A 14917-nucleotide genomic window follows, 5' to 3' on the forward strand; every position below is an offset into this window, starting at 1 on the left:
GCCATGCCCGGTCCTGCCCTGCCCGCGCGTAGCGCCGGCCTCGGCCTGCGGCGCGCGCTGCTGGACGGCTTGCTCGCGGCGCCCGCCGGCGCGTTCGACTTCCTCGAGTGCGCGCCCGACAACTGGATCGGCGTCGGCGGGCGCGCCGGCGCCGCGCTGGCCGAGCTGGCGGAGCGCCACCCGCTGGCCTGCCACGGCCTGTCGCTGTCGCTGGGCGGGCCGGACCCGCTGGACCTGGATTTCCTGGATCAGACCCGCGGTTTCCTCGAACGCCACCGGGTCGCGCTGTACAGCGAGCACCTGAGCTACTGCGCCGCCGGCGGCCAGCTGTACGACCTGCTGCCGCTGCCGTTCACCGAGGAGGCGGTGGCCCACGTCGCCGCGCGCATCCGCCAGGCGCAGGACCGCCTCGGGCGGCGGATCGCGGTGGAGAACGTGAGCTACTACGCCGCGCCGTGGCAGGTGCTGGACGAGGCCGGCTTCATCAACGCGGTGCTGGCCGAGGCCGACTGCGACCTGCTGCTGGACGTGAACAACGTGTGCGTGAATGCCGCCAACCACGGCTACGACGCGCGCGCCTTCATCGATGCCATGCCGGGCGCGCGCATCGCCGCCTACCACGTCGCCGGCCACCACGTGGAGCCGGACGGGCTGCGGATCGACACCCACGGCAGCGCGGTCGGCGCGGAGGCCTGGGCGCTGCTGGCGCATGCGTACGCGCGCCACGGCGTGCGCCCGACCGTGCTCGAGCGCGACTTCGGGCTGCCGCCGCTGCCGGCGCTACTGGCGGAAGTGGCGCACATCCGCACCCTGCAGGCGGCGGCATGAGCACGCTGGAACGCCAGCTGCACGCGTTCGCCGCGCACCTGCGCGACCCTGCCGCCGCGCCCGCGCCGGAGGGCGTGCCGGCGCGCCGGCTGGCGGTCTACCGCGACCTGGTGTTCCACAACCTGGCGGGGCTGCTGGGCAGCGGCTTCCCGGTGCTGCGCGCGACCCTGGGCGAGCCGGCCTGGCCGGCACTGGTGCGCGAGTTCCTGCGCCGCCACCGCAGCCAGACCCCGCTGTTCCCGCAGCTGGCGCTGGAATTCGTGGCCTTCCTCGGCGGCGAGCATGCCGACCCGGCCCGCCCGTGGCTGGGCGAGCTGGCCCACTACGAGTGGGCCGAGGCCGGCCTGCAGCAGTCGGATGCCGCAGTGCCGCCGCACGACCCCGACGGCGATCTGCTGGAGGGCATACCGGTGCTGTCGCCGCTGGCCTGGCCGCTGGCCTACCGCTGGCCGGTGCACCGGATCGGCCCGGAGTGGACTCCCCCGGCGGATCCGCCGCCGGAGCCGACCTGCCTGCTGCTGCGGCGCACGCCCGAGGGCGAGGTGCGCTTCGCGCAGATCTCGCCGCTGCTGTACCGCCTGCTGGAACTGGTGGACGCCTGCCCGGGCGAACGCGGGCGCGACCTGCTGCGCCGGCTCGCGGCGGAGACCGCGCAGTCGGAAGCCATGCTGGAGGCACAGGCACGCCCACTGCTGGCGCGCCTGCAGGGCGAGGGCGTCCTGCCCGGCACCCGCATCGCGTAACCTGTGCGCATGCCCGCCGACCTTGCCCTGGCGCCCGCCGCGCCCGCCCCGCCGCTGCCGATGGCGCAGCGCTTCCGCGGCTACCTGCCGGTGGTGGTGGACGTGGAGACCGGCGGCTTCGACTGCGGCCGCCATGCGCTGCTGGAGATCGCGGCGGTGCCGATCGAGTTGGACGCCGCCGGCCGCTTCGTGCCGGGCGAGGTCGCGCACGCGCACATCGCCCCGGCGCCGGGCACCAGCATCGACCCCAAGTCGCTGGAGGTCACCGGGATCAAGGTCGGCCATCCGCTGCGCGGCGAGGTGGACGAGCGCACCGGGCTGGACGCGGTGTTCGTGCCGGTGCGTGCGGCGGTGAAGAAATACGGCTGCCAGCGCGCGATCCTGGTCGGCCACAACGCGCATTTCGACCTCGGCTTCCTGAACGCGGCGGTGGCGCGGGTGCAGCACAAGCGCAACCCGTTCCATCCCTTCAGCGTGTTCGACACCGTGACCCTGGCCGGGATCGCCTACGGGCAGACCGTGCTGGCGCGCGCGGCGATCGCAGCCGGGCTCGGCTGGGATCCGCAGGAGGCGCATTCGGCGGTGTACGACGCGCTGCAGACCGCGCGCCTGTTCTGCGCGGTCGCCAACGCCTGGCCCGCCTCGCCGGCCGCCTGCGCGCAGGACGCCGACGCCGGCCCGGCCTGAGGGTGGCTCAGAGCGTGCCGTCGCCCGCGCGCCGACCGCCACCGAGCGAACGCGCGATGCCGTACAGGCTGATCGCGACCCAGGTCAGCTCCAGCAGGAACACCGAGATGTTGAAGCTGCCCCACAGCGAGGCCAGCACCCCGGCCGCGCCCAGCAGGTTCATCAGCTGGTAGGGCAGGCGGTTGCCGTGCAGGCGCCCGGCCTGCAGCAGGAAATACGACAGCACGATCAACACCGTGCCGGCCAGCCCCACCCAGTCGTACCAATGCAGGTTCATCCGCGTCTCCTTGCCCCGCTCACGCCAGCCGCTGGCGCACGGCCTCGAACAGCGCCACCCCGGCCGCGACCGAGACGTTCAGGCTCTCGAAGCCGCCGGGCATCGGCACCTTCACCAGCCCGTCGCAGTTCTCGCGGGTCAGCCGGCGCAGGCCTTCGCCCTCGCTGCCCAACACCAGCGCCACGTTGCCGGTCAGGTCCTGCGCGTACAGCGAGGCCTGCGCGTCGCCGTCCAGCCCGTAGATCCACACCCCGGCCTGCTGCAGCTCGCGCAGCGTGCGCGCAAGGTTGGTGACGCGGAACACCGGCAGCCGGTCGGCGGCGCCGGCCGAGGTCTTGCGCACGGTGGCGTTGACCTGCACCGCCTTGTCCTTGGGGATCACCACCGCGGTCGCGCCCGCCGCCGCCGCGCTGCGCAGGCAGGCGCCGAGGTTGTGCGGGTCCTGCACGCCGTCCAGCACCAGCAGCAGCGCCTTGCCTGCGGCGGCTTCGACCAGGCCCGGCAGTTCGTGTTCGTCCCGGGTCTTTGCAGCCGCATAGCGCGCGGCCGCGCCCTGGTGGCGCAGCCCGCCGGCCACGCCGTCCAGCGCCTGTCCGGCGACCCGGCGCACGGCGATGTCCTTGCGCCGCGCCTGCTGTTCGATCTCGAGGAGGCGCGGGTTCTTGCCGCCGGCTTCCAGCAGCACCTCGCGCACGTGTTCGGCGTCGTGCTCCAGCGCGGAGGCCACCGCGTTGAGGCCGACGATCCATTGGGCTTGCTTGCTCATGCGCGCATTGTGCCTCGCCGGGGGCATCGCGTTGCCTCTCCACGGCCAGGCGGCCTGCGCCTGCGCCTCTGCGCACAGCCTGCTGGAGGCGCGGCCACCGGCCATCCATGGCCGGCCCTCCGCGGGCCGCCCGGCCATCGCGCCGCACCGGGGCTGCCCGCGTCGCGCGGCATCCGACCCTCAGTACGTCTGCTTCTGCCGCCGGGCCGGCTGGCCGCGCGCCGGCGCCGGCGGCAGGCCGGCGTCGTCCTCGGCCAGGCGGAAGTCGATCTTGCGCTCCTCCACGCTGGCCTTGAGCACCACGATGCGGACGCGGTCGCCGAGCCGGAACACCCGCCCGCGACGCTCGCCGGTGAGCGTCTTGCGCACTGCGTCGAAGTGGTAGAAGTCGCGCGGCAGTTGGGTCACGTGGATCAGCCCGTTGACCTTGGACTCGTCCAGCTCCACGAACAGCCCGAAGCTGGTCACGCCGCTGATGGTGCCGTCGAACTGCTTGCCGACGTGCTCCTCCATCCACGCTGCGCGGTAGCGCTCGTCCACCTCGCGCTGGGCCTCGTCGGCGCGGCGGGCGCGTTCGGAGCACTGCAGCGAGAGGCTGGCCATGTCGTGCGGGGAATAGGCGTAGGCCTCCGGCCGGCCGCCGGCCAGCGCATGCTTGATCGCACGGTGCACCAACAGATCCGGGTAGCGCCGGATCGGCGAGGTGAAGTGGGCGTAGGCCTCCAGCGCCAGCCCGAAGTGGCCGATGTTCTCCGGCGCATACACCGCCAGCGACTGGCTGCGCAGGATCACCGATTCCAGCAGCGCCGCGTCCGGGCGCTCGCGCACCTTCTCCAGCAGGTGGCGGAAGTCCTTCGGCCGCACCTTGCTCCACGGTGGCAGGCGCAGCTGGAACTCCTTGAGGAACTCCTCGAGGTCGGCGTACTTGGACTCCGGCGGCTTGTCGTGGTTGCGGAACGGCGCCGGCACGCCGCAGGCCAGCAGGAACTTCGCGGCCTCCACGTTGGCCGCGATCATGCATTCCTCGATCAGCTTGTGGGCATCGTTGCGCGGCAGCATCCCGGCCTGTGCCACCGCGCCCTGCGCATCCAGCACGAAGCGCACTTCGCCGGTCTCGAAGTCGATCGCGCCGCGCCGCGCGCGCGCCTTCTCCAGCACCTTGAACAGCCGGTGCAGATGGCGCACCTGCGGCAGCAGCGGGCCGATCTTGGCCAGCGCCGCGGCGCGGTCGTCCTCGGGGATGCCCTCGCCCACCGCGTTCCACACGTCGGTATAGGTCAGCCGCGCGTGCGAGTGCATCACCGCCTCGTAGAAGCGCGAGGCGTGCACCAGGCCGTCGCGCCCGACCTGCATGTCGCACACGAAGCACAGCCGGTCCACTTGTGGGTTGAGCGAGCAGATGCCGTTGCTCAAGGTCTCCGGCAGCATCGGCACCACGAACCCGGGGAAGTACACCGAGGTCGCGCGCTTCTGCGCCTCCGCGTCCAGCGGCGTGCTGGGGCGCACGTAGTGCGAGACATCCGCGATGGCGACGACCAGGCGGAAGCCGTCGCGGGTCGGCTCGCACCAGACCGCATCGTCGAAGTCCTTGGCGTCCTCGCCGTCGATCGTCACCAGCGGCAGCGCGCGCAGGTCCACCCGCCCGGCGATCTCCTCAGGCTGCACCGCGAGCGGCACCGCGGTGGCCTGCGCCAGCACCTCTGGCGGGAATTCGTGCGGGAGGTCGTGGCCGTGGATCGCCGCCTCCACTGCCTGCGAGGCGGTGAGCTTGTCGCCCAGCACCGCCAGCACCCGCCCGATCGGCGGGCGGTAGGCCTCCTGCGGGGTGGTGATCTCGGCCACCACCAACTGCCCCGGGCGGGCGCCGTTGCGCGCGTCCTGCGGGATCATCAGGTTGCGCAGGATGCGCTTGTCGTCCGGCACCACGTAGCCGATGCCCAGCTCCTCGGCATAGCGCCCGAGCAGCCGGGTCAGGCGGCGCTCCAGCACCTCGACGATGCTGGCCTCGCCGCGGCCGCGGTGGTCCAGCCCGATCAGGCTCACCAGCACGCGGTCGCCGTGGCTGACCTTGCGCATCTCCAGCGGCGGCAGGAACAGGTCGTCGCCGCCCTGCTCCGGGCGCAGGAAGCCGAAGCCGTCCGGGTTGGCGATCACGGTGCCGGCGATCAGGTCCGCGCCCTGCGCCGGCACGTAGCCGCCGCGGCGGTTCTGCAGCAGCTGGCCGTCGCGCAGCATCGCCGCCAGCCGCTTCTGCAGCGCCTCGAAGCGCTCGGGCGCCTGCAGCCCGAGCGCCTGCGCCAGCGCGCGCTCGTCGAGCGGTCCGTCGCTGGCGGCCAGCGTCTGCAGGATCAGCTCGCGGCTGGCGATCGGGTTGGCATAGCGCTCGGCTTCGCGCCGCGCCTGCGGGTCGGCGGCCGGCGCCGACGCCGACGCCGTGCGCCCGGGGGGCGCGGCCGGCGCGGGCTCCGGCAGCCACGGCGGGCGGCCCGCACCCTTGCGCGACGGCGCGCGCGGCTTGCCGGAAGCGGAGGAAGGGGCGCCGGGCGGGCCGGCGGGCGTCGTGCCGCGGCCGGGGCCGCGCTTGGTCGGAGGTTTGCGCATCCGCCGATGGTACGCGCCCGCCGGTGCAGGCCGCGTGCGCATCCCCGGGCGTTGACAAGCGCCGACGACATGCCCAGAATGCGCGGCTCCGAACGCCCAGGTGGCGGAATTGGTAGACGCACTAGTTTCAGGTACTAGCGGGTAAAACCGTGGAGGTTCGAGTCCTCTCCTGGGCACCACGTTCGGATCGTCGAAAAACCCGCCGCCGGCGGGTTTTTTGTTGCCCGCCCGCAGCCGGCATGGCGCGCGCCTGAGGGCACCGATAGCGCCTGCGCAGCGCCGCAGGCCCGGCGAACCCAGCGCGGTGCCCCGCCAAGGTTGGGAAACTGTATCCCCGCGGCAACCGCCGCGCGCACTACCCTTGGGCAGCATGGATGGCGTTCCACCCACCCATCCAGATCAGGAGCTTCCCATGCACACCCTGTCCCGCACCGCCCTGCTGGCCGTCCTGGCCGCGTTCGCCGCCGGCGCCGTCGCCGGCAACCCGCCCGCCGCGCCGGCCGCCGGCATCAGCCTGGCGCAGGCGCGCGCGATCGCGCTCAAGGCCGCGCCCGGCAAGATCGTCAAGGAAGAGCGCGAGCAGGAAGACGGCAGCCTGCGCTATTCGTTCGACATCCGCCAGGACGGCAGGATCCACGAGATCGGCGTGGACGTCGCCACCGGCAAGATCGTCGAGGACAAGTTCGAAGACCCGGCCAACCGCGACTGAGCCCGCCGTGCTGCGCATCCTGCTCGCCGAGGACGACCCCGAGACCCGCCAGTTCGTGGAGCGCGGCCTGCGCGAGCAGGGCCACAACGTCCTCGCCGCCGAGCGCGGCGAGGACGCCCTGCACCTGGGCCTGACCGAGGCGCTGGACGTGGTCGTGCTCGACCGCATGCTGCCGGGGCTGGACGGGCTGGGCGTGCTCAAGCGCCTGCGCGCCGCCGAGGTCGCGGTCCCGGTGCTGATGCTGACCGCGCTCGGGCGGATCGAGGACCGCGTGGACGGCCTGCAGGCCGGCGCCGACGATTACCTGGTCAAGCCGTTCGCCTTCAGCGAGCTGGCCGCGCGGGTGCAGGCGCTGGCGCGCCGGCGCGCACCCGCCAGCGTCGCCACCGTGCTGCAGGCGGGCGGGATCGAGATGGATCTGCTGCGCCGCGAGGTGCGCCGCGAAGGTCGCGCCATCGCACTGCAGCCGCGCGAGTTCCGGCTGCTGGAGGAACTGCTGCGCAATGCCGGCCAGTTCGTCACCCGCACCATGCTGCTGGAGCGGGTGTGGGACTTCCACTTCGACCCGCAGACCAAGATCGTGGAGACCCACATGAGCCGGCTGCGCGCCAAGCTCAACGACGGCTTCGCGAGCGACGCGATCGAAACCGCGCGCGGCGCCGGCTACCGGGTGCGCACATGAGCCGCACGCATCTGGGGCCGCGCAGCGCGGCGCGCCGGATCGCGCTGGTCGGCCTGCTGATCTACGCGATCGCGCTGCTGCCGCTGGGCGCGGGGGTGTATCTGGCCACCCGCGGCGCGCTGCTGCGCCAGATCGACGCCGGCATCGAACAGCTGTCGGCCACCCTGGCCGCCGAATACCGGCTGGAGGGCACCGCCGGGGTCGCGCATGCGCTGGCGCACCTGGCCGGCAATGGCCCGGTGCCGATCGGCGCGGCCCTGTTCGCCGCCGACGGCCAGCGCCTGGCCGGCAACATCGACACCGCCCTGCCCGCGCCCGGCTGGGCGCGCATCCTGCTCCGCGACCCGCGCGAAGGCCCGGATCCGGCGCGCGCGCTCACCACCGTGCAGGCGGACGGCACCCGGCTGGTGGTGGCGGCCGACCTGGAGGCGCTGGAAGCCATCGGCGGCACCCTGCTCGGCATGTTCGCGCTGGCCGCGCTGGCGCTGTTGGTGCTGGGCGCGCTCGCGGCGTGGGCGCTCACCCGCTACCTCGGCCAGCGGCTGGCGCCGATCCAGGCCACCGCCGATGCGGTGATGCGCGGCCAGCTGGAGCAGCGCGCCCGGGTCGGCACCGGCGGCGACGAATTCGACCGCGTGGCCGCGTCGCTGAACGCAATGCTGGACCGCATCGCCGCGCTGGTCGGCCACCTGCGCCAGGTCAGCGCCGACCTCGCCCACGACCTGCGCACTCCGCTGATGCACCTGCGCAACCAGCTGGAGGCGCTGCGCGACGAATCCGACCCGGCACGCCGCCAGGCCCGGATCGAAGCCGCGCAGGCACGCACCGACGAAGTGCTGGGCCTGTTCGATGCCATCCTGCGGATCGCCGAGGTCGATGCCGGGCAACTGGCCAAGGGGTTCGGCATGCTTGACCTGAGCGCGCTGCTGGCCGAGTTGGCCGACAGCCTGCAGCCGCTGGCCGAGGACAGCGGGCATGCCTTCGCCACCGCGATCGCGCCCGGCCTGCGCGTGCGCGGCGACCGCCAGCTGCTGGCGCAGGCGGTGCTGAACCTGGTCGAGAACGCCCTGCGCCACACCCCACCCGGCTGCCGGGTGGAACTGCACGCCGGGATCGATACCGACACCGGCGCGACCATCATCTGCGTGCGCGACGACGGCCCCGGCATTCCGGCCGCCGACCGCGCACGCGTGCGCCAGCGCTTCGTGCGGCTGGAGGCCTCGCGCAGCACGCCCGGCCACGGCCTCGGCCTGAGCCTGGTCGAAGCGATCGCGCAGGCGCACGCCGGCCGGCTGCAACTGGAGGACGCCGCCCCCGGCCTGCGCGCCTGCCTGGTCATGCCGCCCCACCGCGCCCCCCCGGAGCCCCGCGCATGATCCGATCCCCACGGCCGCTGCCTGCGCTGGCGTTCGCGCTGCTGCTGGCCGGCTGCGCCAGCTACGCGCCGCAGCCGCTGGCACCCGACCCCGCCCTGCTGGCACCGCCGGTGGCCAGCGTCCTGCAGGCACGGGCGGACGCGATCGCGCGCCCATGGCTGGCCCCGGTGCGGATCGACCTGCAGGCCCCGCTGGACGATGCCGCGGTGGCCGCGCTGGCGGTGGTCAACGGCCCCGACCTGGTCGCCCTGCGCGCGCGCTCAGGGATCGCCGAGGCGCAGGCCTTCGCCGCCGGCCTGCTGCCCGACCCCACCTTCAGCCTCGGCGCCGACAAGGTGCTGCGCGGACCGGACACCCTGCTCAACCTGAGCGCCGCGCTCGGGTTCGACCTCAATGCCCTGCGCACGCGCGCGCTGACCCGCGCCCAGGCGAACGCGCAGGCGCGCAGCGTGCGCCTGGACCTGGCCTGGGCGGAATGGCAGGCGGCCGGCCAGGCGCGCCTGCAGGCGGCGCGCATCCGCGCCTATGAGCGCCAGCTGCCGCCGCTGCGCGAGAGCGCCGAGGCCGCATCGCGCCTGGCCGAGGCCAGCCTGCGCGCGGCCGCGCGCGGCGACCTGGCGGCCGACGCGGCGCAGGCGCAGCGGCTGGCGGCACTCGACGCGCAAACCCGCCTGCGCACGCTGGAGCAGGACCTGCTGGGCGCACGCCAGGCCCTGAACCGGCTGCTCGGGCTGCCGCCGGACACCACGCTGGTGCTGGCCGCGACAGCGGTGGCGGAAACCCCGCCGGCGACGCTGGACGCGCTGTTCGCGCAGGCGCGCGCGCAGCGCAGCGACCTGGCCGCGCTGCGCGCCGGCTACGACGCCCAGGAGGCCGCGCTGCACAAGGCGATCCTGCAGCAGTTCCCCAGCCTCAACCTGAGCCTGACCGGCAACCGCGACTCCGCTGGCAACCTGCTGCTCGGGCCGGCGCTGGATTTCACCCTGCCGCTGTGGAACCGCAACCGCGGCAACATCGCGGTCGAGACCGCCACCCGCGCCACCCTGCGCGCGGAATACGACGCCCGCCTGTTCCAGACCCGCGCCGACCTGGCCGCCGCGCGCGAGGCCCTGCTCTTGGCGCTGCGCCAGCGCGCGGCGGCGCAGGCGGATGCCCCGGCCCTGCAACGGCAGGCCGCGGCCGCGCGCGCCGCCGCCCGCCGCGGCGACCTGTCGCAGGCCGCCGCCGAGGCCAGCACGCAGGCCTGGCGCGACCGCGCCCTGCTGCTGGCGCAGCTGGACCAGACCATCGCCGAACACCGGATCGCGCTGGAGCTGCTGACCGGCGCACCGAGCGAGAACACCCCATGACGCCTCGCCTGCCCCTGCTCCCCCTGTGCCTGCTTCCCGCTTGCCTGCTGCTGGCCGCCTGCAGCCGTCCCGGCGATACCGGCGACGCGGCGGGCGACGCCGCCCCGAGCGCGCTGGTCACTCTCGCGACCGCCCAACGCGGCGCGGTGGCACAGACCATCACCGTGTACGGCCAGGTCGAGGCCGGCAGCGACAGCCAGCGCATGCTGGCGGCACCGGTAGAGGCCGTGGTCGCGGCGATCGACGCCCCCGCCGGCAGCCGCGTGCGCCTGGGCCAGCGCATCGTGCGCCTGCAGCCCAGCCCGGCCACCAGCGCGCAGTGGCAGTCCGCCGTGGCCGAGGCGCGCGCCGCGCAGGACGCCCTGGCGCGCAGCCAGCGCCTGCGCGGCGACGGCCTGGCCGGACAGGCCGAGGTGGAGGCCGCACGGGCGCGGTGGGCCACCGCCGACGCGCAGCGCCGCACGCTGCAGGCGCGGCTGGCCCAGCTCGACCTGCGCGCGCCCGCCGCCGGCGACGTGCAGCGGGTGCTGGTGAATGTCGGCGACCTGCTCGCCCCCGGCGCGCCGGTGGCCAGCCTCGCGGCGGCCGGCGCCGGAGTGGCGCGGTTCGGGATCGATCCGGCGCAGATCGGCCGCCTGCAGGTGGGCGCCCCGGTGCAGGTGCAGCCGCTGGATGGCCACCCGCCGTTCACCGCGCGCGTGCGCAGCGTGAGCCGAGCCGTCGATCCGCAGACCCGGCTGGCGGCGTTCCTGGTGGACGTGCCCGCCGGCCTCGCGCCCAGCCCCGGCCAGCCGCTGACCGCGCAGGTGGCGGTGGCCGGCGCGGCCGATGCGGTCGTGGTGCCGTATGCCGCGCTGCTGGACGATGGCGGCCAGCCCTACGTGTACGTGGTCGCCGGCGGCACCGCGCATCGCCGCGACGTGCAGCTGGGGCCGACCGATGCCCGCCGGGCCGCGATCCTCGCCGGCGTGCACGCCGGCGAGCAGGTGGTGGTCGCCGGCGGCACCGCGCTGGAGGACGGCCTGAAGGTGCGCACGCGATGAGCAGCGCCCTCACCCGCCACGCCCGCAGCCTGTGGCTGGCGCTGCTGCTGCTCACCTTGGGCGGGGTGGTCGGCGCGCTGCGGATGCCGGTCAGCCTGTTCCCGCGGATCGACTACCCGCGCGTGCTGGTGGCGATCGACGCCGGCGAGCGCGATCCGGCGCAGATGGAGGCGGAGATCACCCGCCCGATGGAGGTCGCCCTGCGCGCGGTGCCCGGGGTCACCCACATCCGCTCCACCACCAGCCGCGGCGCGGCCGAGATCGCGCTCAACTTCCCCTGGGGCCAGGACATGGCGCAGGCCACCCTGGCCACCCAGGGCGCGCTGGCCACGGCGGCGGCGGGAATCCCGCCGGGCACCCGCTACGAGGTGCGCCGCTCCGATCCCAGCCTGTTCCCGGTACTGGGGCTGGCCCTGACCTCCGACAGCCTCGACCCGCAGGCGCTGCGCCAGCTGGCGGAGCTGAAGATCCGCCCGGCCCTGATCGCAGTGGACGGCGTGGCCGGGGTGGACGTGCTCGGCGGCGCCGCGCGCGAGTTCGCAGTGGACATCGACCCGGCGCGGCTGGCCGCGCGCGGGCTGTCGATCGACGACGTGGCGCGCGCGCTGGCCCAGGGCAACCTGGTGCGCGGCGCCGGCCGCCTGCAGGACCGCCACCGACTGTACCTGGTGCTGGTCGAACACCGCCCGGCCACGCCCGCGGCGCTGGCGCGGCTGCCGCTGAAGGCCGGCGCCAGCGCCGCCGCCGGGCAGGTGACGCTGGGCGACGTCGCGCAGATCCGCCCCGCCAGCGCGCCCAACTACACCCTGGTCAACAGCGACGGCCACCGCGCGGTGCTGGTGAACGTGCGCCAGGGCCTCGGCGGCGACACCGTGCGCATCGTGCAGCAGGTGCAGGCGCGGCTGGCCGCGCTGGGGCTGCCGCCGAGCGTGAAGGTGACCCCGTTCTACGACCAGTCCGAGCTGGTGGTGGGCGCTGCCGGTGCGGTGCGCGACGCGATCCTGCTCGGCGCCCTGCTGGCCGGGCTGGTGCTGTGGCTGTTCCTGCGCTCGTGGCGGCTGGTGGCGATCACCGCCGCGGTGCTGCCGGCGGTGCTGGCCGCCACCAGCCTGCTGCTGTACGCGCTGGGCATGCACTTCGACATGATGACCCTGGGCGGCATGGCCGCCGCGGTGGGCCTGGTGGTGGACGATGCGGTGGTGATGCTGGAGCACGTGATGCGGCGGATGCAGGAAGGCCGCGCGCACACGCCGCCGACGATCCTCGCCGCCGCCGCGGAGATGACCCGCCCGCTGCTGGGCTCCACCGGCGCCACCATCGTGGTGTTCCTGCCGCTGGCCTTCATCGCCGGCGTCAGCGGCGGCTTCTTCAAGGCGCTGGCGGTGACCATGGTGGCCGCGCTGGTGATCTCGCTGCTGTATGCGCGCCTGCTGATCCCGCTGCTGTGCGCGCACTGGCTGCGGCCGCGCGACGCCGAGCTGGCCGAGCGCGCCGGCGGCTGGCTGGGCTGGCTGCTGCGCCAGTACCACCGCGCCATCCAGGCGGTGATGGCAGGGCCGGCGCGGTTTGCCGCGGTGGTGGTGCTGGTGCTGGCTGGCGCAGGAGGGCTGGCCTGGTACAAGGTGCCGTCCGGCTTCATGCCGAAGATGGACGAAGGCGGCTTCATCCTCGACTACAAGGCTCAGCCCGGCGCCGCGCTGGCCGACACCGACCGCCTGCTGCGCCAGGTCGAGGCGATCATCCGCGCCATGCCCGAAGTCGCCAGCTATTCGCGCCGCACCGGCCTGCAGCTCGGCGGCGGGCTGACCGAGGCGGACGAGGGCGACTACTTCATCCGCCTCAAGGACGGCCGCCGGCGCCCGATCGAGGCGGTGATGGCCGACCTGCGCCAGCGCATCGCCACCCAGGTGCCGGGGCTGCAGGTGGAGACCGCGCAGCTGATGGAGGACCTGATCGGCGACCTCACCGCGGTGCCGCAGCCGATCGAGATCAAGCTGTTCGGCGACGATCCGGCGCAGCTGGCGCCGATTGCGCAGCGGGTGGCCGGCGCGATCGCGCGCATCCCCGGCGTGGTGGAGGTGGTGGACGGCCTGCGGGTGGCCGGCGACGCGATCGCGATCCGGGTGGATGCCGGGCGCGCGCGCCTGCACGGGCTGGATCCGGCCCAGGTGGCGGACCAGGTGGAGGCGCTGGTCGGCGGCAACGTGGCGACCCGGGTCCGCGTCGGCGAGCAGATGCTGGACGTGCGCGTGCGCGCCCCGGCCGACCTACGCGCGCGCGCGGCGGAACTGGCGCAGTTGCCGCTGGTGGCACCCGACGGGCATGCCCTGCGCGTGGGCCAGATCGCGCAGGTCGCGGTGGTGGCCGGGCAGATGCAGCGCACGCGCGAAGACCTGGCACCGTTCATCGACGTCACCGCGCGCCTGGAAGGCCGCGACCTCGGCTCGGCGATGGCCGACGTGCGCCGCACCGTGGCCGCGCTGCAACTGCCGGCCTCGGTCCGGGTGGAGTACGGCGGGCTGTACGCGCAGCAGCGGCAGAGCTTCGCGGACATGGCGATGGTGTTCAGCGCCGCCCTGCTGCTGGCGGCGCTGCTGCTGACCTTCCTGTTCGAGCGCCTGGCCTGGACGCTGGCGGCGATGGCCACCGTGCTGCTCAGCGTGGCGGCCGTGTTCATCGGCCTGTGGCTGACCGGGATCGAGCTGGACGTGTCGGCGCTGATGGGCCTGACCATGGTGGTCGGCATGGTCACCGAGCTGATCGTGTTCTATTTCTCCGAGCTCACCGCCGGCCAGCCGGCGAGCGCGCGCGCACTGGCCGAGGCCGGCGAGAAGCGCCTGCGCCCGATCCTGATGTCGGCGCTGATCGCGATCCTCACCTTGAGCCCGCTGGCGCTGGGCGTGAGCCGCGGCGCCGGGCTGCAGCAGCCGCTGGCCACCGCCATCATCTTCGGCCTGACCGCCGCGGTGCCGCTGGTGCTGTTGCTGCTGCCGGCGCTGGTGTGCGTGCTGCAGGGCCGCGCGCGCACCGCGTCGGCCTGAGCGGCGGGGGGCGGCGCTCAGGCGGTCGCGTGCAGCAGCGCGCTACCGCTGCGGTAGAGAATGTAGGCGGCGACCACGAACACGATCCCGGCGAAGATCCGGGCCAGGGTGTTGCGCTGACCGGCCAGGCGCAGCGAGAGCTTGGTTCCGATCAGGCCGCCGACCACGCCGCCAGCGATGAACAGCCCGGCCACTGCCCAGTTGACCATCCCGGAGACGGCGTAGTTGAGCGCAGTGGCGAGGCCAAAGGTGCCGACTGCCAGCAGCGAGGAGCCGACTGCGTTCGACATCGACATCCCGGTGGCCATGATCAGCGCCGGCACGATCAGGAAGCCGCCGCCGATCCCGAAGAAGCCGGAGGCGCCGCCGGCGACCAGCGCCGCCAGCCCGGTGCGCAGGCAGTTGCGCAGGTTGGTGACCTGGTGCGCGGCGCCGCGCTCGCGCCGCGGGCGCAGCATCGCGATCCCGACCGCGACCATGATCAGGCCGAACAGGAACAGCAGCTTCTGCCCGTCCATCGCCTTGCCGAGGGTGGAGCCGAGCAGCGCGCCGACGGTGCCGACCAGCGCGAACAAGATCGCGCAGGTCCAGCACACGTTGCGGCGCAGGGCATGGGTGGCAAAGTTGGCGTAGGCATTGGCCGACACCGCCAGCGCGCTGGTGCCGATCGCCACGTGCGGCTGCGCGATCCCGACCACGTACAGCAGCAGCGGGGTGGCGAGGATCGAGCCGCCGCCGCCGATCAGGCCGAGCACGAACCCGACCGCGGCGCCGGAACTGATCGAGGAGAACGCCTGCCAGGCATCCAGCATGGC

13 protein-coding genes and 1 tRNA gene are annotated in these 14917 nt (G+C 74.3%); 10 read left to right on the forward strand and 4 right to left on the reverse strand.

Annotated features, from left to right (window positions below; all coding sequences use genetic code 11):
• Positions 1-3 precede the first annotated feature (3 nt).
• The 3 genes from ML340_RS03885 to rnt are packed head-to-tail and all read left to right on the forward strand — an operon-like array spanning position 4 to position 2258.
• A complete protein-coding gene (locus ML340_RS03885; RefSeq protein WP_240096845.1) occupies positions 4-828 on the forward strand; it encodes an HvfB family MNIO-type RiPP peptide maturase in 825 nt (274 codons plus the stop codon).
• On the forward strand, positions 825-1571 hold the full coding sequence (locus ML340_RS03890) for an HvfC family RiPP maturation protein (RefSeq protein WP_240096847.1): 747 nt from the start codon (positions 825-827) through the stop codon (positions 1569-1571). The genes ML340_RS03885 and ML340_RS03890 overlap by 4 nt, the downstream gene beginning before the upstream one ends.
• 9 nt (positions 1572-1580) lie before the next feature.
• Positions 1581-2258: a ribonuclease T gene (gene rnt, locus ML340_RS03895; protein ID WP_240096849.1), complete on the forward strand. Its 678-nt coding sequence runs from the start codon at positions 1581-1583 to the stop codon at positions 2256-2258.
• 7 nt (positions 2259-2265) lie between these two features.
• On the opposite strand, the gene ML340_RS03900 is transcribed toward rnt, so the two are convergent.
• From ML340_RS03900 to rnr, 3 genes are all read right to left on the reverse strand, one after another.
• Complete coding sequence (locus ML340_RS03900) at positions 2266-2535, reverse strand: CBU_0592 family membrane protein (protein ID WP_240096851.1); 270 nt, start codon at positions 2533-2535, stop codon at positions 2266-2268.
• A 19-nt stretch (positions 2536-2554) separates the two neighbouring features.
• A complete protein-coding gene (gene rlmB / locus ML340_RS03905) occupies positions 2555-3301 on the reverse strand; it encodes a 23S rRNA (guanosine(2251)-2'-O)-methyltransferase RlmB (RefSeq protein WP_240096853.1) in 747 nt (248 codons plus the stop codon).
• Between the two features lie 180 nt (positions 3302-3481).
• Complete coding sequence (gene rnr, locus ML340_RS03910; protein WP_425608276.1) at positions 3482-5944, reverse strand: ribonuclease R; 2463 nt, start codon at positions 5942-5944, stop codon at positions 3482-3484.
• A 52-nt stretch (positions 5945-5996) separates the two neighbouring features.
• Between rnr and ML340_RS03915 the strand changes: the two genes are divergently transcribed.
• The 7 genes from ML340_RS03915 (at position 5997) to ML340_RS03945 (ending at position 14102) form a co-directional block, all read left to right on the forward strand.
• Positions 5997-6081: transfer RNA gene (locus tag ML340_RS03915), tRNA-Leu, on the forward strand.
• Between the two features lie 233 nt (positions 6082-6314).
• Positions 6315-6611, forward strand: a complete 297-nt coding sequence (locus ML340_RS03920) for a PepSY domain-containing protein (protein WP_240096857.1) — start codon at positions 6315-6317, stop codon at positions 6609-6611.
• Positions 6612-6618: 7 nt separating this feature from the next.
• Positions 6619-7293 (forward strand): response regulator transcription factor, encoded by a 675-nt coding sequence (locus ML340_RS03925; RefSeq protein WP_240096859.1) that lies wholly within the window; start codon positions 6619-6621, stop codon positions 7291-7293.
• Positions 7290-8669 (forward strand): sensor histidine kinase, encoded by a 1380-nt coding sequence (locus ML340_RS03930; protein ID WP_240096861.1) that lies wholly within the window; start codon positions 7290-7292, stop codon positions 8667-8669. The genes ML340_RS03925 and ML340_RS03930 overlap by 4 nt, the downstream gene beginning before the upstream one ends.
• Positions 8666-10018, forward strand: a complete 1353-nt coding sequence (locus ML340_RS03935) for a TolC family protein (RefSeq protein WP_240096863.1) — start codon at positions 8666-8668, stop codon at positions 10016-10018. Before ML340_RS03930 ends, ML340_RS03935 begins: the two co-directional genes overlap by 4 nt.
• Positions 10015-11061 (forward strand): efflux RND transporter periplasmic adaptor subunit, encoded by a 1047-nt coding sequence (locus tag ML340_RS03940; protein WP_240096865.1) that lies wholly within the window; start codon positions 10015-10017, stop codon positions 11059-11061. Before ML340_RS03935 ends, ML340_RS03940 begins: the two co-directional genes overlap by 4 nt.
• Positions 11058-14102 (forward strand): efflux RND transporter permease subunit, encoded by a 3045-nt coding sequence (locus ML340_RS03945; RefSeq protein WP_240096867.1) that lies wholly within the window; start codon positions 11058-11060, stop codon positions 14100-14102. Before ML340_RS03940 ends, ML340_RS03945 begins: the two co-directional genes overlap by 4 nt.
• Before the next feature lie 17 nt (positions 14103-14119).
• On the opposite strand, the gene ML340_RS03950 is transcribed toward ML340_RS03945, so the two are convergent.
• Positions 14120-14914, reverse strand: a complete 795-nt coding sequence (locus tag ML340_RS03950) for a sulfite exporter TauE/SafE family protein (protein WP_240096869.1) — start codon at positions 14912-14914, stop codon at positions 14120-14122.
• Positions 14915-14917 lie beyond the last annotated feature (3 nt).

The sequence above is a fragment of the Thermomonas flagellata genome, from assembly GCF_022419185.1.
GTDB classification, from domain to species: Bacteria; Pseudomonadota; Gammaproteobacteria; order Xanthomonadales; family Xanthomonadaceae; genus Thermomonas; species Thermomonas flagellata.